Origin of the sequence: Aeromonas sp. S8(2024), from assembly GCF_041403085.1 — a bacterium.
Lineage (GTDB): Bacteria > Pseudomonadota > Gammaproteobacteria > Enterobacterales > Aeromonadaceae > Aeromonas > Aeromonas dhakensis.
Genome location: NZ_JBGLRF010000002.1, coordinates 374,237 through 400,421, shown reverse-complemented (window position 1 = coordinate 400,421; position 26,185 = coordinate 374,237). Strand labels below are relative to the sequence as shown.

Sequence of the window (26,185 nt, the reverse complement as noted above, 5' to 3'; positions counted from 1 at the left end):
GGGAAAAAGCAATCTTGTGAGCAAATTTGCCCAGCAGCCCGAACCACCTTGCTTCTTTATTTATTAATGCGAAGCCGAGCCGCGGGAAGCAACCGCTTTTTTATTTTTATGCTATATCCACCCTCTTTTTATATTGGAAACGACATAACCAACCGCTCTTGTAACATAACAAACCAGTTTCGTTATCAGCTTGTTACAAAAGACAAAATCTCCTTATAATGGCTGCATCCCGCAGCATTGTGCGCGGAAGGAACCGCTACCCATATAAAAATCGAAAGGATGTACTCAATGAAGCACTTCGAGGTCAACTTCGACGGCCTAGTCGGCCCGACCCACAACTATGCCGGCTTGTCCTATGGCAACGTCGCCTCCCAGAACAATGCCAAGGAAGCGTCCAATCCGAAGGAGGCCGCCAAGCAGGGTCTGCGCAAGATGAAGGCCTTGACCGACCTCGGCATGGTGCAGGGGGTACTGGCCCCGCAGGAACGACCGGATCTCGCCACTCTGCGTCGCCTCGGCTTCACCGGCAACGATGCAAGCGTCTTGGCCCTGGCTGCCAAACAGGCGCCCGCCGTACTGGCCGCCTGCTACTCGGCCTCCAGCATGTGGACCGCCAACGCCGCCACCGTCTCCCCCAGTGCCGATACCCAGGATGGCCGCATCCACTTCACCCCCGCCAACCTGACCAACAAGTTTCACCGCTCCCTCGAGCCCGAGGTGACCGGCCGCATCCTGCGCGCCGTGTTCAACAACGACCGCCACTTCTATCACCATCAGCACCTGCCGGAGAACGACCACTTCGGTGACGAGGGGGCCGCCAACCACACCCGGCTGTGCCGCGCCTATGGCGAGTCCGGGGTCGAGCTGTTCGTCTATGGCCGCAGCGCCTTCGACGTCTCCCAGCCCGCCCCCAAACGCTACCCGGCCCGCCAGACCCTGGAAGCAAGCCAGGCCATCGCCCGCCTGCACGGCCTGGGGGACGAGAGTGCGGTCTTCATCCAGCAGAACCCGGACGTGATCGATCAGGGTGTCTTCCACAACGATGTGATCGCGGTGGGCAACCAGAACGTGCTGTTCTTCCACCAGCAGGCGTTCCTCAACACCGCCTCGGCGCTGGCCGAGGTGCGCACCAAGTTCGGTGACGGCGAGCTGCACTTCATCGAGGTGCCCACTGCCGAGGTGTCGGTGCAGGATGCGGTGAAGTCCTATCTGTTCAACACCCAGATCCTGACCCTGCCCTCCGGCGAGATGGCGATCATCGCCCCTACCGAGTGCCGCGACAACCCGGCGGTGTCAGCCTATCTGGCCAAGCTGGTAACCCTGGGCACCCCCATCAAGGACGTCCATTACATGGACGTGAAGCAGAGCATGAGAAACGGTGGCGGCCCCGCCTGTCTGCGACTGCGGGTCGCCATGAACGACACCGAACTCGCCGCGGTCAACCCGGCCTGCCTCATCAACGACGGCCAGTTTGCCCGCCTGGACGCCTGGGTGGAGAAACACTACCGCGACAGCCTGGCGCTGGACGACCTGCGCGATCCGGCGCTGGTCATGGAGTCCCGCACCGCGCTGGACGAGCTGACCCAGATCCTGAAACTGGGTTCCGTCTACCCGTTCCAGCGCTAAGGCGCTCCAACCCTATAAAAAAGAGAGCCGGGCAAGTGCCCGGCTCTCTTTTTTCCGTCCTTGAACTGCGCCTCAGCGCCAGGGCCCCTGCTGCCACAGCCGACCAAGACCCGACTCCAGCGCCACGGCCGCCTGCTGGCCGAGCTTCTGGGTCAGGCTCTTGGGCTTGCTGTAGCGAATGCCGACCACCTTGTGCTGGCTGGCTTGGGCCAGCAGATAGTCATCGCTGGTGCAGAGGCTGTCCACCAGCCCGAGCTGCTTGGCCTGACTCGCCAGCCAGTGCTCGCCTGTGGTGACCTTGTCGATGTCGAGGTTGGGTCTGTGCTCGGCCACGAATGCCTTGAAGCGCTCGTGGATGGCGCCCAGCTCCTCGCGAAACTTCTCGCGCCCTAGGTCGTCGTTCTCGCCGAACATGGTGATGGTGCGCTTGTACTGGCCGGCGGTGTGCATCTCGAACTCGATGTCGTGCTTTTTCAGCAGCTTGTTGAAGTTCGGCAACTGGGCGATCACCCCGATGGAGCCGACGATGGCGAACGGCGCCGCCAGGATCTGATCCGCCACGCAGGCCATCATGTAGCCACCGCTTGCCGCCACCTTGTCGATGGCCACGGTCAGCTTGATGTCACGATCCCGCAGCCGCTGCAGCTGGGAGGCCGCCAGACCGTAGCCGTGCACCACGCCGCCGCCGGATTCGAGCCGCAGCAGCACTTCGTCCCCCGGCTGGGCCACCCCTATCACGGCGCTCACCTCTTCGCGCAGGGAGGCCACCTCCCTGGCATCCATGCTGCCGTGAAAATCGATGACGAACAGCCGGCTGCGGGCATCTTCGCTCTTGGCTCGCGCCTTGTGCTCGGCCTTGCGCGCCTTCTCCAGCTGCTTGCGCTCCGCCTTGCCGGCCAATGCAGCCTGCAACTGGTGACGCCCTTGCTCCAGCTCGCTGGAGAGATCGGTCACCACCAGCTCCCCCTTGCGGGATTTGGGCTGACGGCTGCTTACCACCATCAGGATGACGGCGCCGATGGCGAGCAGTAGGGTAATGGTCTTGGCCAGGAACAGGCCGTATTCGGTCAAAAATGCCACTTGATGCTCCACTGGTGTGCCCCCGGGGGGACGATTTTTTCACATTCTAGGGAGTTTGCCCGGTGCGCGCAAAAACTCTGCGTCAACCCGTCAGAAATGCCAATCGACAATCACAACCCCTCTGATTTATTCACATTTTTGCCATCTCATACTGGTCAAACGCCGTGCGGGATCAGTACACTTGCCCCTCTATTGCCGGGCGCATCAGCCACGAATTGTTAACAGGAGTTGTCATGTTCGATTATCAGGCCCCCCAGGATCTGCTCAAGGACAAGGTCATTCTGGTCACGGGTGCCGGTGACGGCATCGGCCGCGAAGCGGCGCTCACCTATGCGGCCCACGGCGCCACCGTGATCCTGCTCGGGCGCACCAGCGCCAAGCTGGAGGCGGTCTACGACCAGATCGAGGCGGCCGGCCACCCGCTGCCCGCCATCGTGCCGGTGGATCTGAAGGGGGCGACCGCCGCCCACTATCGCGGCATGGCCGAGACCTTCGCCCAGCAGTTCGGCCGCCTCGACGGCGTGCTGTTCAACGCCGGCTTGCTCGGCACCCTGTCACCGTTCGAACACATCCAGGAGCAGGAGTGGGACGAGGTGATGCAGGTCAACGTCAAATCCGAATTCCTGCTGACCCAGGCGCTGCTGCCGCTCATTCGCCAGACCGCCAAGGAGCACGGCGATGCCTCCATCGTCTACACCTCCTCCAGCGTGGGCCGCAAGGGCCGCGCCTACTGGGGCTCCTATGCCATCTCCAAGTTCGCCATCGAAGGCATGATGGAAGTGCTGGCGGACGAACTGGAGAACACCGCGGTGCGGGTCAACACCCTCAACCCGGGCGGCACCCGCACCAAGATGCGGGCCAGTGCCTTCCCGGCCGAAGATCCGCAGACCCTCAAGACCCCGGCCGACCTGATGCCGCTCTATCTCTATCTGATGGGAGTGGACAGCAAGGGCAAAACCGGCCAGACCTTTGTGGCCCAGCCCAAATAAATCAACAAAATAACCCCAACCCTGCGCGGCATGGGGTTAAATTCAATAGGGTGCCGTCGGCACCCTGTTGCGAATATGGCAAGGCCCGTTCCATCCAGTCCCTTATCAGGTTGAGATATGTTTCGTCCCAAGAGCACGTTTGAGCAATGGCGGATCTTTCAGGCCGTGGTGGATTGTGGCGGCTACGCCCAGGCCGCCGAGGCGCTGAACAAGAGCCAGTCCTCCCTCAATCATGCGGTAGCCAAGCTGCAGCAGAGTCTGGGGGTGGCCCTGCTGGAGGTGAGAGGGCGCAAAGCGGTGCTGACGCCGGCGGGGGAGATCTTCCTCAAGCGGGCCCGTCAGCTCAGCCAGCAGGTGGAAGAGCTGGAGAACCTGGCCAACAACCTGGAGCGGCAGTGGGAGCCGCAGATCAACCTCTATGTGTCGGTGATGCAGCCGCGCGAGCGGCTCTATCGGGCGCTGGCCCACTTCTACCCCCGCAGCCGGGGCTGCCGGGTCAATCTGCACGAGCGCATCCACTGCCACTTCAACGCCCTGCAGGTGGGGGATCTGATGCTCTCCGAACACCTGCCTCATGATCGCACCGGTCTGCCGCTGGACGAGGTGTGTCTGCTGCCGCTCTGCGCGGCCGATCACCCGCTCGCCACCCAGGGCGGCGCCATCGCTGCCGAGGCGCTGGCCGGCCACAACCAGATCAGCCTACATCCTCCCATTCACCGCTCGGTGGACTGGAACGATGCGGACGACACCGGCTGGAAGGCGACCCACTATCACGAGGTGATCGCCATGCTCAAACTCGGCCTCGGCTACGCCTGGCTGCCCCGCCACCTGGTGCAGGAGGAGCTGGCGAGCGGCGAGCTGGTGGCGCTGGATCTGGCAGGTGGCAACGAGCGCCACCTCTATACCTATCTGCTGACCCCGTCGGCCGATGCCCTGGGCCCGGCCACCGAGCTGCTGCTGCGCTGCCTGCGCAACGAATATCAGGACGACAGCGACCGCTAGCCCGTACCCCCGCCGCCATCAGGCAGTGAGGCGGGGCAGACCCACCCCTTTGGCTTCAGACGTTTGGCACCCGCCAGCAGGCGGCCAGTGCCAACAGCGCCAGTCCCATGGCCACCATGAAGACCCCGTGAAAGCTCCAGATCTCCGCCACAGTCCCCGCTATCGCCCCCGCCATGATGGAGCCGGTGCGGATGCTGTTGGCGAACAGGGTGGTCGCCACCCCGGCGCGACCCGGCATCAGATCCTGGAAGTAGGACATGCCGATGCCGGCGACGATGCCGATGAAGATGGCGTTGAGCAGTTGCAGCGCAATGAGGGCATGCTGGCTCGACAGGGTCACCAGCCCCACGTAGAAACCCACCCCGGCCAGCACCGCCAGCAGCATCATGGGGCGCTTGCCAAAACGCTGGGTGTAGTGGCCCGCCAGCAGCATGAAGGGGATCTCGAGAGCCGCCGCCGTGCCCATCAGTACCCCGGCCAGCTTCTCCTCCAGCCCCAGCTCGCGAGTGATGTAGAGCGGCATGTTGATGAGGTACATGCTGTTGCAGGTCCACATCAGGGTGGAGGCGATAAAGAGCGCCCGCACCGACGGATCCCGCCAGCTGCTGACCCGTTCCACCTCGCTGTCCATCACCGGCAGCGGCAGCGAGGGCAGCCAGCGCCACACCACGAAGGCGCAGAGCAGATAGGCCAGTGCGGAGGCGAGGTACATCACCTCGAAGCCGTAGCCGATGGCCAGCGCGAAGGCGATGGGGGGCCCTATCACCCAGGCCAGCGAGAACTGGGCCCGCAGCACCGAGCTGAACATGTCGGCCCGCTTGTTGCGGCTGTCGGCGTATTCACGCGCCAGCGCGAACAGCTGGGGGCTGGCGGTAGCGGCCAGGCTCGCCAGCAGCACCCCCAGACTCACCAGCAGCCAGTATTGCCGGTTCCAGGCAAACAGCAGGGAGAGCACCACGCCGGCGAAGCAGCAGCGCAGGATCAGCCGCTTGCGATCCCCCTTGTTGTCGGAGCGGTGGCCGAGCCACTGGCTGATAAGGATGCCGATCACCGCGTTGACGGTATAGAAGAGCCCCACCAGGAAGGGGCGCACCTGCACCTCCTCGGCCAGGAACAGGCTCAGGGTGGGCACCTGCAGCGCCACCGCCACCCCGGTCATGAAGGTCACGGCCAGAAAAGAGAGAGAGACGGGATCCGTCCTGTTGCGGGCAGCAGTCAACAAGCGCATAGAATTACCACTGATTGGAGGGAAGAAAACTGGCCAAAATTCGGCAAGTGCATGAAATGGCGCCGCTTATTTTATGTCATTATCAAGAGCCACCTCAAGGCTTGCGACCCCGTCGCCGACCCCGTACAGTGAAAGCCCACTGGCCAGCATAAGGATTTCACATGTTTGATTTTGACCGGGAAATAGATCGCAGCGGCACCATGAGCCTGAAATGGGACAAGTACAAGGGACAGGACGTGCTGCCCATGTGGGTCGCCGACACCGACTTCGTCTCCCCCCCTGCCGTCGTCGAGGCCCTCACTGCGCGGGTCGCCCACGGCATCTTCGGCTACTCGCGCCCCTCTCCCCGGCTAATCGAACTCATCATCACGCGGCTGGCCAGCCGCTATGGCTGGACCATCCAGCCCGAGTGGCTCGTCTTTCTGCCCGGCGTGGTGCCCGGTCTTAACCTGGCCTGCAAGGCCTGGAGCCAGCACGGGCGTGGCATCATCACCCCCAAGCCGGTCTACTACCCCTTCCTGCAGGCGCCGGGCTTCAACGACCGGCCGCTGCTCACCGTGCCCATGGTGGAAGAGGCCGGCCGCTGGGTGCTGGATATCGAGGAGCTGGAACGCCAGGCGCCGGCGGCGGATCTGCTGCTGCTGTGCAACCCGCAAAACCCGGGCGGCACCGTCTTCACCCGCGAGGAGCTGCTGGCCATCGACGCCATCGCCGAGCGCCACAACCTGGTGATCTGCTCCGATGAAATTCACTGCGACCTGCTGCTGGACAAGGACGCCCGTCACATCCCCTACGGCGCCATCAGCCCGGCGGCGGCCGAGCGTTCGGCGGTGATGATGGCCCCGAGCAAGACCTTCAACATCGCCGGGCTCTGCTGCGCCTTCGCGGTGGTGCCCAATGCCCGTCTGCGCCTCAAGCTGCAGCAGGCGATGCGCGGCATCAGTGCCGACGTCAACCTGCTGGGCTTCGTGGCCGCCGAGGCGGCCTATGAAGGGGGCGAACAGTGGCTCAGCGAGCAGCTCGACTACCTGGCCGCCAACCTGGCGCTGATCGAGCAGGCGGTCGCCCGCTGGCCCGGCATCAAGCTGGCGCGCCATCAGGCCACCTACCTCGCCTGGATCGACGTGAGCGCGTTGGGGCTGGACGATCCCATCGCCTTCTTCGAGCAGGCCGGGGTGGGGCTCTCCCCGGGTGCCCAGTTTGGCGACGGCCAGTTCGTGCGGCTCAACTTCGGCTGCACCCGGGCCCGCCTCGTCGAGGCATTGGCCCGCATGGAGAAGGCCATCCTGGCTCGCCGCTGAGCCCCTGCGGGGCGGCGCCGGCCGACCCCGCAATATAATCTGTCCGACCCGATCCGAATCCGCACGCAATAGGGTATATTTTGGCGACGCCCCACCCCGGCCATCCCGGGGCGCCAGGGGCCACCCAACACGGCACCGGCCGCCCTCTTGCGGGCAACGGCCCGATGCCAACCGGGATGGGGCTGACCCATCCTTTTTATCAGCCAATGATCCGGTTCACTATGTTCCAACGCGTCTTGCATCTTCTGCCCATCCGGCTGCGCCGAGCCCTGCCCTGGCTGGCAGCGACCCTGGCCCTGCCCCTGCAGGCCGCCACCTATCTCACCATCGGCACGGGGCCGCTGAACGGCGTCTACTACCCGACCGGCGGCGCCATCTGCCGGCTGCTCAATGAAGAGAGCGGCAGCCACGGCCTGCACTGCTCGGTGCAAAGTACCTCGGGTTCCCTCGCCAACCTGAAGGCGCTGGCGCAGGGCAACATCCAGCTGGCGCTGGTGCAGTCGGACGTGCTGCATCACGCCGCTCACGGCACGGGCCCCTTTCAGGGCCAGCCCCCCGCCGATCAGCTGCGCAGCCTCTACCGCCTCCATCAGGAGTCGCTGACCCTGCTTGCCAGCGCCACCAGCAACATCAACACCCTGGCCGACATCGAAGGCAAGCGGGTCGATCTCGGCAACCCGGGTTCCGGGGAACGGGTCACCAGCCAGGCGCTGCTCGACGCCATGGGCTGGCAGGCCAAGAGCTTTGCCCCCCTCATCCCCGCCGCGGCCAACAACCGGCTGGAGGGGCTCTGTGACGGTACCCTGGACGCCGCCTTCGTGGTGGCGGGCCACCCCAATCAGGCCATCGGCGATCTCACCGGCCGCTGCAAGGCGCGCCTCATCCCCATCGAGGGGGAACAGATAGACAGGCTGCTCAAGCAGCACCCTTACTATCAGCGCGGCCGCATCGGCGCCAACCTCTATCCGGGTCAGACCAGCGGGATCAACACCTTCGCCGTCACCGCCGAGCTGGTGGCGCTGGCCAGCCTGCCGGATAGCGAGGTGCGCACCGTGCGCGACGTGCTGAGCGGCCGGCTCAAGCAGTTCACCCGCCTCCATCCGGCCCTCACCGCCCTCACCCTGGAGGGGATGCTGGGTGAGGCGGAAGTGCCGCGCCACGACGGCATGACGGATGCCCCGCCCACCCTGCTGCCCGAGAGCCTGAGCCCGGCTCCGGCCACCTCGGAGGCTTTGGCAACCTCAGCGGCGCAGTCCACCGAGATGGCACGCCCCGCCGGTGAGGACGCGAAGCAAGCTGCCGGCGCGACGGGCGCCCCCTCTCCGGAAGGCACGCCCGCCACTTCATCCGGGCAGACCCCTGGCGCCCTGCTGCCGACCCCCTCGGCAGCCACAACCACCGAGCCGGGCGCGAGTAGCGTGCTCGAAGGGGCCGCCGTGGAGCAGGGCGGCACGCTGACGGGCACGGCCGCGCCAAGCCCCTCTGCCGTGGTGAGCGGGGCACAACCCGCCTCGCCGGCCCCCGCCGAACCGGCATCGACAGCACCGGCACCGGCCGCAGAGGGCACGCCTGTCCAGTAAGAGCGCCAAACAGCCACAACGACAGAGGCCACCCAAGGGTGGCCTCTTTTTATTTCGATATTGGGTGGGCTCAAGCCCCAGTGTCCGGCAACGGTGCCGGGCGCTGGATCTCCTGCTCCACCCAGTGCAGCAGTTGCTTGATGGCGCGCGACAGCACCTGGTTCTGGCGCACCACATACCCTAAGCTGGTGCCGGGGAAATCGGTGAGCCGGGTCACCGGGGCGGTCAGCTTGAGCCGCGGGTGAATGGAGAAGTCCGGCACTATGGCCACCCCGAAGCCCGCCTCGGCCCAATCGAGCTGGGCGTCCACGCTGCCCACTTCCATGATGCGGCAGCTGGGCAGACCAAGCAGCGGCAGGGAGGGGTCTATGAGCGCCCGGGTACGGGTGTCGTGCCCCAGCAGGATCAGGGTAGGCTCGTCGAGGGGATCGCTCTCCCCCGCCTTCGCCCGCGCCTGCCAGCGGGCGAGGCCGTGGCCCAGCGCGCACCAGGTCACCTGTTGCAACTCGGTGTAGAACAGCGGCTCGCTGCGCTTTTGCGCCATCACGAAACCCAGATCCGCCTTGCCCGCCTTGACCAGCTCAGCCGCCTGATCCGAAGTGGTATTGAACAGGGTGAGGTCGATGCCGGGGAACTCCTGCTTGAAGCGCTGAAAGGGCTGAATGAGCAGCAGGCGCGAGATGATGTCGCTGGCGGCGATGGCCAACGTCCCCTGACTCAGCTGGTTGAGGGCGTTGAGATCGGACTGGCAGAGCTGCAGCTCGGCGATGGCGCGCTCGGCGCTTTGCAGCAGCCGCTCGCCGGCCTGGGTCAGCCGAAACGGGCTGCGCTCGATGAGTTTGACCCGGGTGGCCTGCTCCAGATTCTTGAGGTGCAGGCTCACATTGGGCTGGGTCATGTGCAGTTCGGTGGCGGTCTGGCCGAAGTGCTGCAGCCGGGCCAGGGTGACGAAGGTGTGCAGCCAGTGAATATCCAGCATGGGGATCCTCTTGTGCCGCCCGGCAGCGGCCACCCTGCTCGACAACGGCGAGGCGGCGCGGCAAGGGGGCAGTTTGCCGATAAATTCGCCGCAATTATATGACTCTCTTATCGGAATTATAAAGATAATTAATTTTTCTAATCCGCCCCGGCCTCCTAGGATGATCGCCTAACGTCTTAGGAGAAAGAGTCATGTCGTCTATCGTAGTCGTAGGTGCCAACTGGGGTGATGAAGGCAAAGGCCGCATCGTGGATTATCTGGCAGGCCAAGCCGGCGCCAGCATTCGCTTCCAGGGCGGCAACAACGCCGGCCATACCGTCGTCAACGACCTTGGCACCTTCAAGCTGCACCAGGTTCCGAGCGGTGTGTTCAACCCGGATTGCCTGGTCGTGCTGGGCCCGGGCATGGTGATCAGCCCCGAGAAACTGACCGTCGAGCTGGACGAAGTGAAAGCCTCCGGCGTCACTCCCAAGCTGGCCATCTCTGATCGCGCCACCCTCTGCCTGCCGCTGCACGCCATGGAAGATACCCTAGAAGAGCAGCGCCTGGGCGACGGCGCCTACGGTTCCACCCGTCAGGGCATCGCCCCCGCCTACGGCGATCGCGTCATGAAGAAAGCGATCCTGGTGGGCTGGCTGAAGCAGCCGGAAGTACTGGTCGAGCGCATTCAATTCTTCCTCGACTGGAAACTGCCGCAGCTCAAAGCGCTCTACCCGACCTTCGAATTCAACCAGACCGCCCAGGAGATGGCCGACTGGCTGCTGGAAGTGTCCGCACCCTGGATCGACTCCGTCTGCAACGTCAGCATGCCGCTCAAAGCACTGCAAGCCGAAGGCAAGACCCTGCTGTTCGAAGCCCAGCTGGGCGCCGGCCGTGACCTGATCTACGGCGAATACCCCTGGGTGACCTCCTCCCACGTTTCCGGCGCCTATGCCGGCATCGGTGGCGGCCTGCCGGGTCTGCGTCCCGAGCGCGTCATCGCCGTCGCCAAGGCGTTCAGCACCTCCGTCGGTACCGGCACCCTGCTGACCGCCATGGAGAACCAGGACGAGTTCCGCAAGATCGCCAACGAATTCGGCGCCACCACCGGTCGTCCCCGTGACGTCGGCTACTTCGACGCCGTCGCCACCAAGAACGGTGTCGAGCTGCAGGCTGCCAACGAAGTGGCGCTGACCAAGCTGGACTGCCTGACCGGCCTGCCAGATCTGAAGATCTGCGTCGCCTACGAAGGTGCCCACACCGAGAACCCGATCTGGCCGCAAACTGCCGGTCTGAAGCCGGTTTACGAAGTGATGGAAAGCTGGAGCGAAGACATCACCGGCTGCCGTACCTTCGCCGAGCTGCCCAAAGCGGCTCAGCAGTACGTACTGCGCATCGAAGAGCTGCTGGGCGTACCGGTGCCGATGGTTTCCGTCGGCCCGGGCCGTGACGAGATGATCCTGCGCTAAGTCGCGCGATCAGCTGTCAGCACAGTAAAAAACCGGCATCCAGGATGCCGGTTTTTTTATGCCCGGGCACGCCACCGCGCTTTCTCAGCCCTCACCAGCAATCAACACAACGACTCATATCATGGCAGCAAGCAGGCCACTTTGAGCGGTTGAGTCACTCACCTTCTCCCCCTCTTCGCTAGACTGATCCCATCATCCACCGAGGAGCCTCACCATGAAGATTGCCAAGCGAACCACCCTGCTCTCCCTGCTGTGCGTGGCGGCCCTGCCCGCCAGTGCCATGACCCTGAAGAGCAGCGACATCCACGAAGGCCAGCTGATGGACAAGGCCTTCAGCTTCAACGGCTTTGGCTGCAGCGGCGACAACCGCTCGCCCCAGCTGAGCTGGCAAGACCTGCCCGCCGGCACCAAGAGCGTCGCCATCACTGCCTATGACCCGGACGCCCCCACCGGCAGCGGCTGGTGGCACTGGCTGGTGGTGAACCTGCCGGCCAGTCAGAACGAGCTGCCGAGCAATGCCTCCGGCAAGCTCAAGCAGGGGCTGGAGCTGAAAACAGACTTCGGCAGCCAGGGTTACGGCGGCCCCTGCCCGCCCGCCGGCCACGGCATGCACCGCTACCAGTTCACCGCCTGGGCCCTGCCCCAGCCCCTGGAGGTGAAGGCAGACACCCCGCCCGCCATGGTAGGCTACATGCTCAACAGCATGGCCCTTGGCAAGGCCACCCTGACCGCCACCTTCGTCACCCCCTAGGAGTCCGCCGGATGAGCACGCCGCTGCTGCAACTGCACCACTATCTCGGGATCCGCCAGCAGCCGCTGCACCGGGTGCTCATCTACGCCCCCACCATCATCTGGGTGGAGCAGGGTCACAAGCAGTTGTGGTGGCAGGAGAAGCGCCTGGCGTTCGACCAGGCGAGCTGGCTGCTGATCCCGGCCGGTAACCAGCTCACCTTCGTCAACCAGCCGGAGCAGGGCAAGTTTCGCTCCCGCGCGCTGACCCTGCTGACCCCGCCACCCATCGAATGGCTCGGCGCCGCCCAAGCCGGCCCGCTCAGGGAGCCGCGCCTGGCGGTCAGCCCGGCGCTGGCTTTCTGTTTCGAGCTGGTCTGCTCCATGGCGGATCGGCGGCTCAATGAGGCCACCCAGGCCCAGCTGCTGCAGGGCTTCTATGCCGAGCTGCAGGCCGCCGGCGGGCTCGACCTGCTGTTTCCTGCCCACACCATGACCCTCGGCGAGCGGCTGGCGCGCTACCTCGGGGTGGAGCCGGGCGCCGACCACACCCTGGAGGGAGTGGCACCGCACTTCGCCATGAGCCGCGCCTCCATGGCGCGCAAGCTGGCCGCCGAGGGGCGCAGCTTTCGCCAGCTGCTGACCCAGGTGCGCATGAGCCACGCCCTCACCCTGCTACAGCAGGGGATCACCCCGCTGGAGACGGCCCTCTCCTGTGGCTACGACTCCCCCAGCCGCTTTGCCGCCCGCTTCAAGCAGGAGTTCGGCCTGACCCCCTATCAATACCTGCGCACCTGCCCCTCCTCCCTCTCGCTGGCTGCCGCCAGACAAGTAAATGGTTACTAAAATATCAAGCTATGTAACCTCGTGTAACCGGGTGATCCGGCTCACACCTGCCCCTCCGGCACTGTGACACAGCGCCAATAATCCCCTCAAAATCGCCCTATAATGGCTCTCGCAAACGGTTTCACTAAAACAATCACTAAAAAACACCTTCCTTAACCTACAAAAACTGCCATTGGAGCGAGAGATGTTTCGTAAAAGTTTACTATCCGTCACCCTGAGCATCGCCCTGTTCGGCCTCACTGCCTGCAACGGCAATGACTCCAGCAGCCCGGCCGCCCCCAGCGCCACCTTGGCGAACCAGTATCAGAACGTGATCGACCGCAGCGGCACCCCGCGCCAGTTCCGTGACTTTGACAGCTACTCCAACCTCAAATACAACCCGCTGCTCGATCTCGGTGCCTGGCACGGCTTCCTGCTGCCCGCCAGCGACAGCGAATGGGGTGGCTTTACCGGCCCCATGGTCATCGCCGAGGAGTACAGCCTGTTCTTCGCAAGCGAATTGGACAAGCTGACCCTGAGCGACGAGAGCGGCCGCGCCTTCCCGCTCACCAGCGCCAGCAAGCAGGCGCTGTACGCCATCCCGGGGGCGCTGGTGCAGCGCTTCGAATTCGAACCCTTCACCCTGGAGCTGGAGCTGCGCTACGGCGATGCCCGCACAGCGCTGGTTCGTACCCGCCTCATCAACCACACTGACGCCCCGCTCACCCTCAAGCTCAACTGGCAGGGGGAGCTGCTCAACCAGTGGGATGCCAACAAGACGGTCGCCGAGCAGTACCCCGCCTGGACCCGCACCATCAGCCAGACCGAGCGCGGCGTGGCATTCCAGTTCGGCAAACTGCGCAGCACCTGGAACATCATGCAAAGCGGCAGCGCCAGCTACCGCATCGATCGCACCCTGCCGAGCCGCACCACCCTCGACGAGCAGGGGCTCGGCTACGTGAGCGAGGCCAGCCTCACCCTGGCCGCCAAGGGCCAGCAGGACATCTACACCCTGCAGAGCTATGTGCACTCCAGCGATGAGGCGAGTCGCTTCGAGCAGAGCCGCCAAGCGCTGCTGGCCGACCCCGCCAGCCATTTCGATGACTCCATCCGCCGCTGGGAGGATTACCTGGCGCGCGGCCTCTCCAATCAGGGGATCCCGGAATCGGAGCGACGCATCGCGGTCAAGGCGATGGAGACCCTCAACGGCAACTGGCGTTCCCCAGCCGGCGCCATCCTGCACGACGGGGTGACCCCCTCCAACACCGCCCGCTGGTTCGACGGGGTTTGGGCCTGGGACAGCTGGAAGCACGCCTACGCCATGGCCCATTTCAACCCGGAAGTAGCCAAGAACAACGTGCGCGCCATGTATGACTACCAGATCCAGGCCGATGACCCGGTCCGGCCGCAGGATGCCGGCATGGTGATCGACGCCGTCTTCTACAACAAGCTCGCCGATCGCGGTGGCGACGGCGGCAACTGGAACGAGCGCGACACCAAGCCGCCCCTCTCCGCCTGGGCCATCTGGGAGATCTACAGCGCCACCCAGGACAAAGCCTTCATCGCCGAGATGTATCCGAAGATCCAGGCCTATCACGACTGGTGGTATCGGGCGCGGGACAACAACCGCAACGGCATCATCGAATATGGCGCCACCCGCCACGTCGAGCACAACGACGAGTTCGGCAACATCACCTTCAAGGTGCAGTACCCGGCAGGGGTGCCGGCCGGTCTGGATCTGTCGAGCTGTACCAACGAGGGGGATGGCTGGTATGGCTGCGCCGGCATGGCGCTCTACCAGCAGGTATTGAGTGTCGGTGGCTACGCCGACATGGATATCGGTGCCCAGCACGGCGCCGGATGGGAGTCCGGCATGGACAACGCTGCCCGCTTCGGCTTTATCGAGCAGGATCAGTTGCAGCGTTACGCCGACAAAACCTATGGCGGCGACCTGGCCCGTGCGCGTCAGGACTGGAACGTCTTCTTCTTCGAAAACCACCAAGATGACGGCGAACTCATCGGCTTCTCCATCGATCAGGAGTCGGTGGAACTCAACGCCTTCCTCGCCAAGGAGAAGCGCATCCTGGCGGACATGGCCGAGCTGCTCGGCAAGCCGGACCAGGCGAGCCGCTACCGCGAAGGAGCGACCCAGCTGGCGGGCTACATCAACAGCTGCCTGTTCGATGAGGCCTCCGGCTTCTATTACGACCGCCAGATAGCCCAGGGGGATCTGCCCGACGCCAACGGCTGCGTCGGCAAGCTGTTGACCGCCCGCGGCCGTGGCCCGGAAGGGTGGAGCCCGCTCTGGGCCGAGGTGGCGGACCAAGAGAAGGCGGCGCGGGTGCGCGAGGTGATGCTCAATGCCCAGGAGTTCAACACCAAGGTGCCGCTCGGCACAGCGGCGCTGACCAACCCTGCCTACGACCCCGACATCTACTGGCGCGGCCGGGTCTGGCTGGATCAGTTCTACTTCGGGGTGAAGGGGCTGGAGAACTACGGCTATCGCAGCGATGCCCAACAGCTCGTCAACAAGCTGTTTGCCAACGCCGAGGGGCTGGCGGGCAGCGGCCCCATCCGCGAGAACTACAACCCGGAGACCGGCGCCATGCAGGGGGCCAGCAACTTCAGCTGGAGCTCGGCCCACCTCTACATGCTCTATCGCAACTTCCTGAAAACAGAGGGCTGATCCCTCTGAGCAGGCATAAGCCAACAAAAAGGCCTCCGCAAGGGAGGCCTTTCTTATGGCAGCGCCAGGGGCTGGCGACTTACTTGACGGTCACCCGGGCAAACTTGCGCTTGCCGACCTGGTAGACGGCGGTGCCGGCACCGATGAGAGCCTTGCCATCGTCCAGCTTCTCGCCGTCCACCTTGACCGCGCCCTGCTTGATCATCCGCAACGCTTCGGAGGTGGTGGCCACCAGATCGGCGTCTTTGAGCAGGTTGGCAATGGCCAGCCCTTCGCCTTCCAGTGCCAGCTCGACTTCCGGCATCTCGTCCGGAATGGCGTTCTTGGAGAAGCGCTGGGTGAAGTCTTCGTGGGCCGCTTCGGCCGCCGCTTCGTCGTGATAACGGGCAATGATCTCCTTGGCCAGCCAGATCTTCACGTCACGCGGGTTGAGGGTGCCGGCGGCGATGCCCGCCTTGAACTCTTCGATTTCAGCCAGCGGACGGAAGGAGAGCAGCTCGTAGTAGTTCCACATCAGATCGTCGGTGATGGACATGATCTTGCCGAACATCTCGCCCGGGGCGTCGTGTACGCCGATGTAGTTGGCAGCGGACTTGGACATCTTCTTGACGCCATCCAGGCCCACCAAGAGCGGCATCATCAGCACGCACTGGGTCGCCATGCCGGCATCTTTTTGCAGCTCGCGGCCCATCAGCAGGTTGAACTTCTGATCGGTACCGCCGAGCTCGACGTCCGCCTTCAGCGCGACCGAGTCATAGCCTTGCAGCAGCGGATAGAGGAATTCGTGAATGGCGATGGACTGGCCGTTGCTGTAGCGCTTCTTGAAGTCGTCGCGCTCCATCATGCGGGCCACGGTCTGCTTGGCCGCCAGCTTGATCATGCCGGTCGCGCCCAGCTCGCTCAGCCAGCTGGAGTTGTACTCGATGCGGGTCTTGGCCGGGTCGAGGATCTTGAACGCCTGCTCGGCATAGGTGAGGGCGTTGTGCTTGATGGCCTCTTCGGAGAGCGGCGGACGGGTGGCGTTCTTGCCGGAGGGGTCACCCACCATGGCGGTGAAGTCACCGATCAGCAGGATCACTTCATGGCCCAGATCCTGGAAGGTCTTCAGCTTGTTGAGGATCACGGTATGACCCAGGTGAATGTCGGGAGCCGTCGGGTCCATCCCCAACTTGATGCGCAGCGGGCGCCCTTCCTTCAACTTGGCGACCAGTTCTTCTTCCACCAGAATTTCTTCCGCTCCGCGCTTGATCTCGGCTAGCGCCACCTCGAGCTGGGACATTTTTTGACTCTCCAATCACGATTCCACAGGGCCAGACATATTACTGGAATGGCGGGCCAATTGGAAAGGCGGTAAACTCCGACATTCTTCCCGGCTCAACTTCGTCTGCTTCTCATGGTCATTTGGCACGCCTTCAACTCTCTCCCCCACTGGCACCGCAAGATGGTGCTGATCCTGAGCATCATGGTGATGATGCTGGCGGCCTGGCCCAGCGAACAGGCGGTCGCTACCCGGGTCGATGACAACGGCAACGAGCTGGCCATCGAGCAGCAGGTCGACGAGGAGGCGCTGCTGGCCGAAGCCAAGCCCGTCGCCCCACCCAAGCCGAGCTACATCACCAAGCAGGTGAAGGTGCGCAGCGGCGACAACATGGGGGTCATCTTCCAGCGCCTGGGCCTCAGCACCACGGATCTGCACCTCATCGATCAGCTGAACGGCACCGACACCCTGCGCCTGCTCAAGCCAGGCCAGGAGCTCACCTTCAAGCTCACCAAGGGTGGCGAGCTGCACAGCCTCTACTATCCCCACAGCCTGGAGCAGGCGCTCAAGGTGATCCGCAAGGATGAAGGGTTTGTCGCCCGGGCGGTCAAGCTCGAGCTCGACACCCGCGAACAGGTGGCCAAGGGGGAGATCCGCTCCAGCTTCTGGGGCGCCGCCGTCGACGCCGGCATGACCGAGGATCAGATCATGGATCTCGCCGCCATCTTCGGCTGGGACATCGACTTCGCCCAGGACCTGCAACCGGGCGACAGCTTCCGGGTGGTTTACGAGGAGAAATTCCAGGATGACGAACGGGTTGCTTCCGGCGACATCCTGGCCGCCGAGTTCGTCAACCAGGGTGCCGTGTATCGCGCCGTGCTGAACGAGGATGGCAACTACTACACCCCGGATGGCAAGGCGATGCGCAAGAGCTTCCTGCGCGCGCCGGTCAACTTCAAATACATCAGCTCCAACTTCAACCCGCGCCGCCTGCACCCTGTCACCGGCAAGGTACGCCCCCACAACGGCATCGACTACGTGGCGCCGGTGGGCACCCCCATCATGGCGGCCGGTGGCGGCAGCGTGGTGGCCGCCGGCTACAACCAGTTCAACGGCAACTACGTCTTCATCAAGCACGCCGGCAACTACGTGACCAAGTACCTGCACCTCTCCAAGCGCACCGTCAACAAGGGGCAGCGGGTGAAGCAGGGCCAGACCATCGGCCTGCTCGGCGGCACCGGCCGGGTCACCGGGCCGCACCTGCACTATGAATTTGTGGTGGGCGGCGTGCACAAGAACCCGCGCACCCTCAACCTGCCGCAGGCGGAGTCTCTCAGCGGGCGGGCGCTGGCCAGCTTCAAGGCACAGGCCATGCCCCAGTTGGCCAAGCTGGATAGCCCCGAACTGCAGCTGGCCCAGAACAAGCGGGCCAACGGCGGCAACTGAGCCACCATGCCAGAGAGCCACAAGGAGCAGTCATGAGCGAGTGCAATACCGGATTGATGCCGCTCCCTCTCTCACGTACTTTTTCCCGACCTGCAAGTAAGGAAGCCTGATGACTGAACGCTATATAGGCTTGATGTCCGGCACCAGCATGGATGGTATCGACGCCGTGCTGGTGCAGATCGAGAGGGATGAACTGCGGGTCGAGGCGGCTCTCAGCCACCCCTGGCCCACCGCCCACGAGCTGCACGCCCTCTGCACCCCAGGCGACAACGAGATCGATCGCATGGGGGTGGCCGACAACCTGGTCGCCCGCGAGTTTGCCGCCGCCACCCACGCCCTGCTGGCCAAGGCAGGGCTGACTCCCAAAGATATTCGCGCCCTCGGCAGCCACGGCCAGACCATCCGCCACCGCCCCCAACTCGGCTTTACCCTGCAGATCGGCAACGCGGCCCTGCTGGCGGCGCTGACCGGCATCGATGTGGTGGCCGACTTTCGCACCATGGACATGGCCCTCGGCGGCCAGGGGGCGCCGCTGGTGCCCGCCTTCCATCAGGCCTTCTTTGCCCGCCCCGGCGCCCTGCGGGTGGTGCTCAACCTCGGCGGCATTGCCAATATTTCGGTGCTGCCGGGCCAGGCCGATGGCGTCTATGGCTTTGATACCGGCCCGGCCAACACCCTGCTCGACGGCTGGTATCGCCGCCATCACCCCAAGGGGGCCGGTTACGATGCCGGCGGCCAGTGGGCGGCCAGCGGCCAGCTTATCCCCGAGCTGCTGGAGCAGCTGCTGGCCCACCCCTACTTCGCCGCCCCCCACCCCAAGAGCACCGGGCGGGAGATGTTTACCCTCGATTGGCTCGATGGCGAGCTGGCCGGCCGCGCCCATGCCCCGGCGGATGTGCAGCGCACCCTGCAGGCGCTCACCTGCCACAGCATCGCCCGCCAGCTGCCCGTACTGGCTGATGCACAGAGCAGGTCCGAGCTCTATGTCTGCGGCGGCGGCGCCCATAACGCCCCGCTGCTGGCGGAGCTGGCCAGCCTGCTGCCCGGCTGGCGCATCGCCAACACGGCCGAGCTGGGGATCGCCCCCGACTGGATGGAAGGCGCGGCGTTTGCCTGGTTGGCGCAGCGCTTTATCCACCGCCAACCCGGCAACCTGCCCGCCGTCACCGGCGCCAGCCGCCCCGCCGTGCTGGGTGCCCTCTACCCCGCCTGAGCCAGGACTAGCCCAAGGCGCCGCCTGAACAAGGAGGGCAACCTGCCCTCCCATACGCCGGTGCCAACCGCCCCACGATACTGGGTGCCCTCTATCCCACCTGAGCCATACCTGGTCCAAGGCGCCGCCTGAACAAGGCACCTGCAACCCAGGCGGCCGACCTCTCAAACACCAGATCCAGTCGCGCCGACCATGAGGCGATACCGGGTTTTGCCGCCAGAACAGGGCAAAGCGGCAGCGCGATCTTGTCCGGGCTCCAGGCACAAGGTTCACACCCGCTGAACCAGCCGGCCCCCCCTGTTGCACCCTTCGCCCGATATCGGCTGGGCTGGAACATCCGTCCTGATATTTGCCCCTGATGGCGCTTGTCCCACGCTGCAATTTCATTGCATAAACCTAACGGGTGCCATCTGGAAAATAACGGCAGCCTGCATCTGTAAAATAACGGCTGCCCGCGGCAAGCTTTGCCTGAAAATAAGCAGACAACCATGCAAGATCGCTGAATGATATGTCAGTGACCGACGAATGGGCACAATAACCGCCCCCGGCTAGCATATTTTTCATGCATATAACAGCCCCTTTCAACGCAATGAAATGCATAGCCATGCATAGTTTTTTGCATTAACAGCGAAATAGTGCCAATCATTAACGCTTTATTCACAAGGCCGATCGCTGAGCATGATGGCGGGAAGCCGCGCCATTCGGCCTTCACCACCATAACGCACTATATGAAGCCATTTATCCCGTCATTTATCGTGCATTGAATGCCATTCTGGCTATATTTCAGAGCGTTGAGCCACCTCATAGAAATGCGATCCCGGTTTGCATCCCCTGAATACCCTTCATAGAATCCTCTCGTCTGAGATAACCAACCCAATCCATACCTCTGTTATCCGATCGCCTGCACAGGCGACCTTGACTCAATATGCGAGGCGATGTTTGCCACCCGTCATTATTTGGCGGGAATGGCCGGCTATTGCCGAAATAAAGAGGAGAGCCCGCTCGCTGGCGAGCCGAGGCGGCCATCAGAAGATGAGGGAGGGTGACCCGTACCTACACCAATAATGATTGAAAAAGGAGTATCGCCATGAGTGGTACCATCATCAAGTCAGCCAGAAATACCGCCAATGCACCGCAGGATCTGAGCCCCAGCACCCAAAGTGTGGCCTTCTCCCACTACAACAATATCTCCGCCCAGCTGCCGGTCGACCCGAAAACGGGCGCGCTGATCGCAGGGGATATCAAGGCGCAGGCCAGACAGTGCCTCACCAATATCAAGGCCATCGTCGAGAGCATCGATCATGTGATGGATGACGTGGTCAAAATCACGGTGTTTCTCAAAGAGATTGCCGATCTCGACGCGGTCAACGCCGTCTATGGCGAGTTCTTCCCCCACCTGCTGCCGACCCGCACAGTGCTGGCGGTGGCCGGTCTGCCGCTCGGCGCCGCCGTGCAGATGGACGCGCTCATCTCCAACGGCGAAGGCACCTTCCCGCAGGCTCCCTGCCCGCTGCTGAAGCTCTCCCGCAACAGCGACAAGGCACCGCAGGATCCGCTCTCGACCCACACCGTCGCCTTCTCCCACTACAACAATATCGGTGCCCAGCTGCCGGTCGATGCCGCGTCGGGCCAGCTGGTCGCCGGCGGTATCCAGCAGCAGGCGGAGCAGTGCCTGCGCAACATCAAGCACGTGCTGGAGAGCATCGATGTGCCGTTTGACGATATCGTCAAGGTCACCGTCTATCTGACTGATCTGGCCGATCTGGACGCCGTCAACGAGGTCTACACCACCTTCTTCCCGGACTCCGCCATTGCCCGTGCCGTCGCCTACCTGCCGGCCCGCAGCGTGATCGTGGCCGCCGCCCTGCCGTTCGGCGCCCGGGTGCAGATGGATGCGGTCATCTCCCACGGTGACGGCACCCCGCCGCAGCTGGTGGAAGACAGACATAATCTGGTGATCCGCGCCCGCAATACCGACAAGGCACCGCGCAGCCCCCTGCACACCCAGACCGTCGCCTTCTCTCACTACAACCATATCGCCGGGCAGCTGCCGCTCGATCTGGCCACCGGCAAGATCCTGACCGGTTGTGTCAAGGAGCAGACCGCCCAGTGCCTCGGCCATATCAAGACCATCGTCGAGAGCATCGGCCACGTGATGGACGATATCGTCAAGGTCAATATCCAGCTGAAGAACATCGCGGATCTGGCGGAGGTGGATGCCATCTACACCAAATACTTCCCGGCCTATCTGCCCGCCCGCACCGTGATTGGCGTGAGCGAGCTGCCCGCCGGCGCCCTGGTGCAGATTGATGCTGTGATGTCCAACGCGGAAAGCACCCCGCCGCAGGCGTAAGGTTTGTTGAAATAAAAAGAGACCGGCTATATGCCGGTCTCTTTTTTGGTAACACGAGGGAATATTCTTTTTATGGCATCGACACAGATGCGCGAACGTCCGATGACGCTACGCTAATCGAACCTGTGGGCCAATAACACGCTATCAAATATGGCGTTTCAATTCAGCTTCCCACTGCTTGAACAATTTAAAATCGCTCTCTGCCCTGCTCTTGGCCGCTGTGAACCACTGCACTCCGACCTCATCAGAATGTCTGAACTCCAACCTGAACTCATACTTGGTGCTAATCACCAGTGCCAGACATGCACCAATCAGAAATGCAATGGCAGGAAGAATCCATGTAATAGCCTGACCTTGTGCATCCGTTGGCACAAATATGAACAGTAGACTGGAAGCGATGGCCCCCAACATAATCATATTGAGTATTTTGTCTTTCCAGGAAAGGACCCGAACCTGTACGTTCGATATTTTACCGAGATCATAACTATCTTTATTGACTTGTAGCTTTTTTGCTGACTGATTGATGACAATGGAACAAGACATGGGAAAACTCCATTTCAGATATACGTCACATGACATTTTTATAATTAACAACGGCACATACAGAATTGACCAGACCCCGGAAAGCTTGCCGCTTGATGCCATCACCAGGCAGCGACACATAGCTTACGTCACGTTGGCTGAATGAAAACGGCCGAATATCCATGGAGAGCTGATGATGACGGAGATGGTCGGCAGGAATGGTATCGTATGGCGCTATTTTTGGAAGTAACTTGCAAAGAAAAAGCGAGATGGATCAAGTAGTCGATCCGGCCAATCTTCACATCGACAGACTCACGCTCGCCATGCCAAATTCGCCAATAAAAAACGCCCCCCATCTTGCGATGGAGGGCGTTTTATTTTCCAGCTGGCCTGCGCGGCCCAACGTTCAGGAATTACAGGAGCTGTTACAGGGACTCAGCGGTCGCAACCACGTTTTCCACGGTAAAGCCGAATTCCTTGAACAGCAGCTCGGCCGGCGCGGACTCACCGAAGGAGCGCATGCCGATGATCTTGCCGCCAAAGCCCACGTACTTGTACCAGTAGTCGGCGATGCCGGCTTCGATGGCCACACGCTTGGTGACGGAGGACGGCAGCACGGACTCCTTGTACTCGGCGGATTGAGCGTCAAATACGTCGGTAGACGGCAGAGAGACCACGCGCACGGCACGGCCCTTGGCAGTCAGCTGCTCATAGGCGGCAACGGCCAGTTCCACTTCGGAACCGGTGGCGATCAGGATCAGCTCCGGCGTACCGGCGCAATCCTTCAGCACGTAGCCACCCTTGGCTGTATCGGCCAGCTGCTGGGCGGTGCGGTCCATCTGGGCCAGGTTCTGACGAGAGAAGATCAGAGAGGTCGGGCCGTCGGTACGCTCGATGGCGTGTTTCCAGGCGATGGCAGATTCAACCTGGTCACACGGGCGCCAGGTGCTCATGTTCGGAGTCAGACGCAGGGAGGCGATCTGCTCGACCGGCTGGTGAGTCGGGCCATCTTCACCCAGACCGATGGAGTCGTGGGTGTAAACGAAGATGGCGCGCTGCTTCATCAGGGCGGCCATGCGCAGGGCGTTGCGGGCGTACTCCATGAACATCAGGAAGGTGGCGCCGTAGGGGATGAAACCACCGTGCAGGGCGATACCGTTCATGATGGCGGACATGCCGAACTCGCGGACACCGTAGTGGATGTAGTTGCCGGAGGCATCGTCGTTGGTCAGGGACTTGGAACCGGACCACATGGTCAGGTTGGACGGCGCCAGGTCGGCAGAACCGCCCATGAACTCCGGCAGCAACTTGCCGAAGGCTTCCAGCGAGTTCTGGGAGGCTTTACGGGTGGCGATCTTGGCCGGGTTGGCTTGCAGGGTTTCGATGATCTTGGCGGATTCAGCGGCCCAGTTGGCCGGCAGCTCGCCAGCGGTACGGCGCTTGAACTCGGCAGCCAGTGCCGGGTGAGCGGCTTCATAGGCGGCGAACTTGGCAGCCCAGTCGGATTCCAGCTTGGCGCCCTTCTCCTGACCGTTCCACTCGGCAGCGATGTCGGCCGGGATAACGAACGGTGCGTGGTCCCACTTCAGGAAGGCACGAGCGGCGGCGATCTCGTCGTTGCCCAGCGGTGAGCCGTGGCAGTCGTGAGAACCGGACTTGTTCGGGGAACCGTAACCGATGATGGTGCGGCAGCAGATCAGGGTCGGCTTGCCGGTCTCTGCCTTGGCGGCTTCGATGGCAGCGTTGATCGCTTCCGGGCTGTGACCGTCAACGGCCGGGATGACGTGCCAGCCGTAGGCTTCGAAGCGCTTGACTGTGTCGTCGGTGAACCAGCCTTCCACGTGACCGTCGATGGAGATGCCGTTGTCATCCCAGAACGCGATCAGCTTGCCCAGTTGCAGGGTACCGGCCAGGGAGCAAGCCTCGTGGGAGATACCTTCCATCAGGCAGCCGTCGCCCATGAAGGCGTAGGTATAGTGGTCAACGATGTCGTGACCCGGCTGGTTGAACTGCTCGGCCATGGCCTTCTCGGCGATCGCCATGCCCACGGCGTTGGTGATGCCCTGACCCAGCGGACCAGTGGTGGTCTCGACGCCCGGCGCATAACCGTACTCCGGGTGACCCGGGGTGCGAGAGTGCAGCTGGCGGAAGTTTTTCAGATCGTCGATGGAGAGGTCATAACCGGAGAGGTGCAGCAGGGAGTACAGCAGCATGGAGCCGTGGCCGTTGGAGAGGATGAAACGGTCGCGGTCGGCCCACTTGGGGTTGTTCGGGTTATGTTTCAGGTGGCTGCGCCACAATACTTCGGCGATATCCGCCATTCCCATGGGGGCGCCCGGGTGACCGGAGTTGGCTTTTTGAACGGCATCCATACTCAATGCGCGAATGGCATTGGCAAGCTCTTTACGAGAAGGCATCTGTATCTCCTGCGATTGCTTCATTTGATGGCCAAGATTAAGGCGCGTCATTGTCCCAGCAGGGGGCGCGGCGTGCAAATATTATCTGGGCGAATAAAGCCGCTTTGGGAGCTCAATCGCTTTTCTTGACGGGGCAAACGATTGAGTCATGACCACTATCTACCCCAAATGGGGTGAAGAACGGATCTTGTTCGGCCAGGGGGCGGCAAAACCAAAATAGTGCTGGCAATCGAGGGGGTCGCTAACTAAAATGGACGTCCAGATGTAGATACCTCTACAATCATCCTATCATCACCCGGTTATTGCTGCGGCGATAACCCCAGACAAGCTGAGAATCCCATCATGGCAAAGCTGTTTACTTCCGAGTCGGTCTCCGAAGGCCATCCCGACAAGATTGCGGATCAGATCTCCGATGCGGTCCTGGACGCCATCCTCAAGCAAGACACCAAGGCGCGCGTCGCCTGCGAGACCCTGGTCAAGACCGGCATGGTCATGGTAGCCGGTGAAGTAACCACCACCGCCTGGGTAGACATCGAGCAGATCGTGCGCGACACCGTGCGCGACATCGGCTACACCCACTCCGACATGGGCTTCGATGCCGACTCCTGCGCCGTGCTGAACGCCATCGGCAAGCAGTCCCCGGACATCAACCAGGGCGTTGACCGCAGCGATCCGCTGGAGCAGGGCGCGGGCGACCAGGGCCTGATGTTCGGCTACGCCACCAACGAAACCGACGTACTGATGCCGGCCCCCATCACCTACTCTCACCTGCTGGTGAAGCGTCAGGCCGAAGTGCGCAAGAACGGCACCCTGCCGTGGCTGCGTCCGGATGCCAAGAGCCAGCTGACCTTTGCCTACGACGACGCCGGCAAGATCATCGGTGTGGATGCCGTGGTGCTCTCTACCCAGCACGCCGAATCCATCAGCCACAAAGACCTGGTTGAAGCGGTGCGCGAAGAGATCATCAAGCCGGTGCTGCCGGCCGAGTGGATCAACAAGGACACCAAATACTTCATCAACCCGACCGGCCGTTTCGTTATCGGCGGCCCCATGGGTGACTGCGGTCTGACCGGTCGCAAGATCATCGTCGACACCTACGGCGGCATGGCCCGTCACGGTGGTGGCGCCTTCTCCGGCAAGGATCCGTCCAAGGTTGACCGCTCCGCTGCCTACGCCGCCCGCTACGTGGCCAAGAACATCGTCGCCGCCGGTCTGGCCGATCGCTGCGAAGTGCAGGTCTCCTACGCCATCGGCGTGGCCGAGCCGACCTCCATCAGCGTCGAAACCTTCGGCACTGCCAAGGTAGCCGAAGATCTGCTGGTCAAGCTGGTGCGCGAGCACTTCGAACTGCGTCCGTACGGCCTGATCCAGATGCTGGATCTCAAGCGTCCGATCTACCAGGCCACTGCCGCCTACGGTCACTTCGGTCGCAACGAGTTCCCGTGGGAGCAGACCGACAAGGCCGAACTGCTGCGTTCCGCCGCCGGTCTGTAAGCCTCACGC

The 26,185-nt window shown here is 62.9% G+C and carries 19 protein-coding genes; 13 read left to right on the top strand and 6 right to left on the bottom strand.

The annotated features are described in order from the left end of the window. The first annotated feature begins 288 nt into the window (after nt 1–288). Nucleotides 289–1,626 carry an N-succinylarginine dihydrolase gene (astB, locus tag ACB031_RS06450; RefSeq protein WP_371139214.1) on the top strand — a complete coding sequence of 446 codons (1,338 nt, stop codon included), beginning with the start codon at nt 289–291 and terminating at the stop codon, nt 1,624–1,626. Between the two features lie 72 nt (nt 1,627–1,698). Here astB and sohB read toward each other — a convergent pair whose 3' ends face one another. Next, nucleotides 1,699–2,706 carry a protease SohB gene (sohB, locus tag ACB031_RS06445; RefSeq protein ID WP_123245549.1) on the bottom strand — a complete coding sequence of 336 codons (1,008 nt, stop codon included), beginning with the start codon at nt 2,704–2,706 and terminating at the stop codon, nt 1,699–1,701. 233 nt (nt 2,707–2,939) lie between these two features. Here sohB and ACB031_RS06440 point away from each other — a divergent pair, with 233 nt between their 5' ends. Beyond that, complete coding sequence (locus ACB031_RS06440; protein WP_279462002.1) at nt 2,940–3,695, top strand: YciK family oxidoreductase; 756 nt, start codon at nt 2,940–2,942, stop codon at nt 3,693–3,695. 117 nt (nt 3,696–3,812) lie between these two features. Further along, nucleotides 3,813–4,697, top strand: coding sequence for a LysR family transcriptional regulator (locus ACB031_RS06435; protein WP_010633255.1), 885 nt, complete (start codon nt 3,813–3,815; stop codon nt 4,695–4,697). A gap of 55 nt (nt 4,698–4,752) precedes the next feature. On the opposite strand, the gene ACB031_RS06430 is transcribed toward ACB031_RS06435, so the two are convergent. Beyond that, entirely contained in the window at nt 4,753–5,925 is a 1,173-nt protein-coding gene (locus ACB031_RS06430; protein ID WP_010633254.1) for an MFS transporter, read from the bottom strand. A 161-nt stretch (nt 5,926–6,086) separates the two neighbouring features. Here ACB031_RS06430 and ACB031_RS06425 point away from each other — a divergent pair, with 161 nt between their 5' ends. Then, nucleotides 6,087–7,226, top strand: a complete 1,140-nt coding sequence (locus tag ACB031_RS06425) for a MalY/PatB family protein (RefSeq protein WP_010633253.1) — start codon at nt 6,087–6,089, stop codon at nt 7,224–7,226. Between the two features lie 221 nt (nt 7,227–7,447). Next, nucleotides 7,448–8,806, top strand: coding sequence for a TAXI family TRAP transporter solute-binding subunit (locus ACB031_RS06420; RefSeq protein ID WP_117402657.1), 1,359 nt, complete (start codon nt 7,448–7,450; stop codon nt 8,804–8,806). A gap of 70 nt (nt 8,807–8,876) precedes the next feature. Here ACB031_RS06420 and ACB031_RS06415 read toward each other — a convergent pair whose 3' ends face one another. After that, on the bottom strand, nt 8,877–9,785 hold the full coding sequence (locus ACB031_RS06415; RefSeq protein WP_005303295.1) for a LysR family transcriptional regulator: 909 nt from the start codon (nt 9,783–9,785) through the stop codon (nt 8,877–8,879). A gap of 191 nt (nt 9,786–9,976) precedes the next feature. Here ACB031_RS06415 and ACB031_RS06410 point away from each other — a divergent pair, with 191 nt between their 5' ends. From ACB031_RS06410 to ygjK, 4 genes are all read left to right on the top strand, one after another. Beyond that, nucleotides 9,977–11,233 carry an adenylosuccinate synthetase gene (locus ACB031_RS06410; protein WP_005303296.1) on the top strand — a complete coding sequence of 419 codons (1,257 nt, stop codon included), beginning with the start codon at nt 9,977–9,979 and terminating at the stop codon, nt 11,231–11,233. Nucleotides 11,234–11,447: 214 nt separating this feature from the next. Further along, nucleotides 11,448–11,984 carry a YbhB/YbcL family Raf kinase inhibitor-like protein gene (locus ACB031_RS06405; protein ID WP_025201329.1) on the top strand — a complete coding sequence of 179 codons (537 nt, stop codon included), beginning with the start codon at nt 11,448–11,450 and terminating at the stop codon, nt 11,982–11,984. A gap of 11 nt (nt 11,985–11,995) precedes the next feature. After that, entirely contained in the window at nt 11,996–12,808 is an 813-nt protein-coding gene (locus tag ACB031_RS06400; protein ID WP_371139213.1) for a helix-turn-helix transcriptional regulator, read from the top strand. Nucleotides 12,809–12,992: 184 nt separating this feature from the next. Beyond that, nucleotides 12,993–15,473, top strand: a complete 2,481-nt coding sequence (gene ygjK / locus ACB031_RS06395) for an alpha-glucosidase (RefSeq protein ID WP_371139212.1) — start codon at nt 12,993–12,995, stop codon at nt 15,471–15,473. A gap of 79 nt (nt 15,474–15,552) precedes the next feature. On the opposite strand, the gene tyrS is transcribed toward ygjK, so the two are convergent. Beyond that, a complete protein-coding gene (tyrS, locus tag ACB031_RS06390) occupies nt 15,553–16,752 on the bottom strand; it encodes a tyrosine--tRNA ligase (protein WP_017785219.1) in 1,200 nt (399 codons plus the stop codon). Between the two features lie 114 nt (nt 16,753–16,866). On the opposite strand from tyrS, the gene ACB031_RS06385 reads away from it, so the two are divergent. From ACB031_RS06385 to ACB031_RS06375, 3 genes are all read left to right on the top strand, one after another. Next, nucleotides 16,867–18,177: a peptidoglycan DD-metalloendopeptidase family protein gene (locus tag ACB031_RS06385; RefSeq protein ID WP_324040186.1), complete on the top strand. Its 1,311-nt coding sequence runs from the start codon at nt 16,867–16,869 to the stop codon at nt 18,175–18,177. Nucleotides 18,178–18,286: 109 nt separating this feature from the next. Continuing rightward, nucleotides 18,287–19,390 carry an anhydro-N-acetylmuramic acid kinase gene (locus ACB031_RS06380; RefSeq protein ID WP_371139211.1) on the top strand — a complete coding sequence of 368 codons (1,104 nt, stop codon included), beginning with the start codon at nt 18,287–18,289 and terminating at the stop codon, nt 19,388–19,390. A 1,087-nt stretch (nt 19,391–20,477) separates the two neighbouring features. Further along, on the top strand, nt 20,478–21,743 hold the full coding sequence (locus tag ACB031_RS06375; RefSeq protein WP_371139210.1) for a RidA family protein: 1,266 nt from the start codon (nt 20,478–20,480) through the stop codon (nt 21,741–21,743). Nucleotides 21,744–21,887: 144 nt separating this feature from the next. Here the strand turns inward: ACB031_RS06375 and ACB031_RS06370 are convergent, their stop codons facing one another. Together ACB031_RS06370 and tkt are read right to left on the bottom strand one after the other, a co-directional pair. After that, a complete protein-coding gene (locus tag ACB031_RS06370; RefSeq protein ID WP_017778453.1) occupies nt 21,888–22,286 on the bottom strand; it encodes a hypothetical protein in 399 nt (132 codons plus the stop codon). 404 nt (nt 22,287–22,690) lie between these two features. Beyond that, nucleotides 22,691–24,682: a transketolase gene (tkt, locus tag ACB031_RS06365; RefSeq protein ID WP_267996607.1), complete on the bottom strand. Its 1,992-nt coding sequence runs from the start codon at nt 24,680–24,682 to the stop codon at nt 22,691–22,693. Between the two features lie 342 nt (nt 24,683–25,024). Here tkt and metK point away from each other — a divergent pair, with 342 nt between their 5' ends. After that, nucleotides 25,025–26,176, top strand: a complete 1,152-nt coding sequence (gene metK / locus ACB031_RS06360) for a methionine adenosyltransferase (RefSeq protein ID WP_213343777.1) — start codon at nt 25,025–25,027, stop codon at nt 26,174–26,176. The last annotated feature ends 9 nt before the right edge of the window (nt 26,177–26,185 follow it).

Excerpts from the sequence above, each read along its gene's own strand:
- ACB031_RS06410 (WP_005303296.1), top strand. The coding sequence starts at position 9,977 with ATGTCGTCTATCGTAGTCGTAGGTGCCAACTGGGGTGATGAAGGCAAA.
- ACB031_RS06425 (WP_010633253.1), top strand. The coding sequence starts at position 6,087 with ATGTTTGATTTTGACCGGGAAATAGATCGCAGCGGCACCATGAGCCTG.
- ACB031_RS06370 (WP_017778453.1), bottom strand. The coding sequence starts at position 22,286 with ATGTCTTGTTCCATTGTCATCAATCAGTCAGCAAAAAAGCTACAAGTC.
- ACB031_RS06440 (WP_279462002.1), top strand. The coding sequence starts at position 2,940 with ATGTTCGATTATCAGGCCCCCCAGGATCTGCTCAAGGACAAGGTCATT.
- astB (WP_371139214.1), top strand. The coding sequence starts at position 289 with ATGAAGCACTTCGAGGTCAACTTCGACGGCCTAGTCGGCCCGACCCAC.
- ACB031_RS06375 (WP_371139210.1), top strand. The coding sequence starts at position 20,478 with ATGAGTGGTACCATCATCAAGTCAGCCAGAAATACCGCCAATGCACCG.
- ACB031_RS06380 (WP_371139211.1), top strand. The coding sequence starts at position 18,287 with ATGACTGAACGCTATATAGGCTTGATGTCCGGCACCAGCATGGATGGT.
- ACB031_RS06400 (WP_371139213.1), top strand. The coding sequence starts at position 11,996 with ATGAGCACGCCGCTGCTGCAACTGCACCACTATCTCGGGATCCGCCAG.
- ACB031_RS06405 (WP_025201329.1), top strand. The coding sequence starts at position 11,448 with ATGAAGATTGCCAAGCGAACCACCCTGCTCTCCCTGCTGTGCGTGGCG.
- ACB031_RS06385 (WP_324040186.1), top strand. The coding sequence starts at position 16,867 with ATGGTCATTTGGCACGCCTTCAACTCTCTCCCCCACTGGCACCGCAAG.
- tyrS (WP_017785219.1), bottom strand. The coding sequence starts at position 16,752 with ATGTCCCAGCTCGAGGTGGCGCTAGCCGAGATCAAGCGCGGAGCGGAA.
- ACB031_RS06415 (WP_005303295.1), bottom strand. The coding sequence starts at position 9,785 with ATGCTGGATATTCACTGGCTGCACACCTTCGTCACCCTGGCCCGGCTG.
- tkt (WP_267996607.1), bottom strand. The coding sequence starts at position 24,682 with ATGCCTTCTCGTAAAGAGCTTGCCAATGCCATTCGCGCATTGAGTATG.
- ygjK (WP_371139212.1), top strand. The coding sequence starts at position 12,993 with ATGTTTCGTAAAAGTTTACTATCCGTCACCCTGAGCATCGCCCTGTTC.
- ACB031_RS06420 (WP_117402657.1), top strand. The coding sequence starts at position 7,448 with ATGTTCCAACGCGTCTTGCATCTTCTGCCCATCCGGCTGCGCCGAGCC.
- ACB031_RS06435 (WP_010633255.1), top strand. The coding sequence starts at position 3,813 with ATGTTTCGTCCCAAGAGCACGTTTGAGCAATGGCGGATCTTTCAGGCC.
- ACB031_RS06430 (WP_010633254.1), bottom strand. The coding sequence starts at position 5,925 with ATGCGCTTGTTGACTGCTGCCCGCAACAGGACGGATCCCGTCTCTCTC.
- metK (WP_213343777.1), top strand. The coding sequence starts at position 25,025 with ATGGCAAAGCTGTTTACTTCCGAGTCGGTCTCCGAAGGCCATCCCGAC.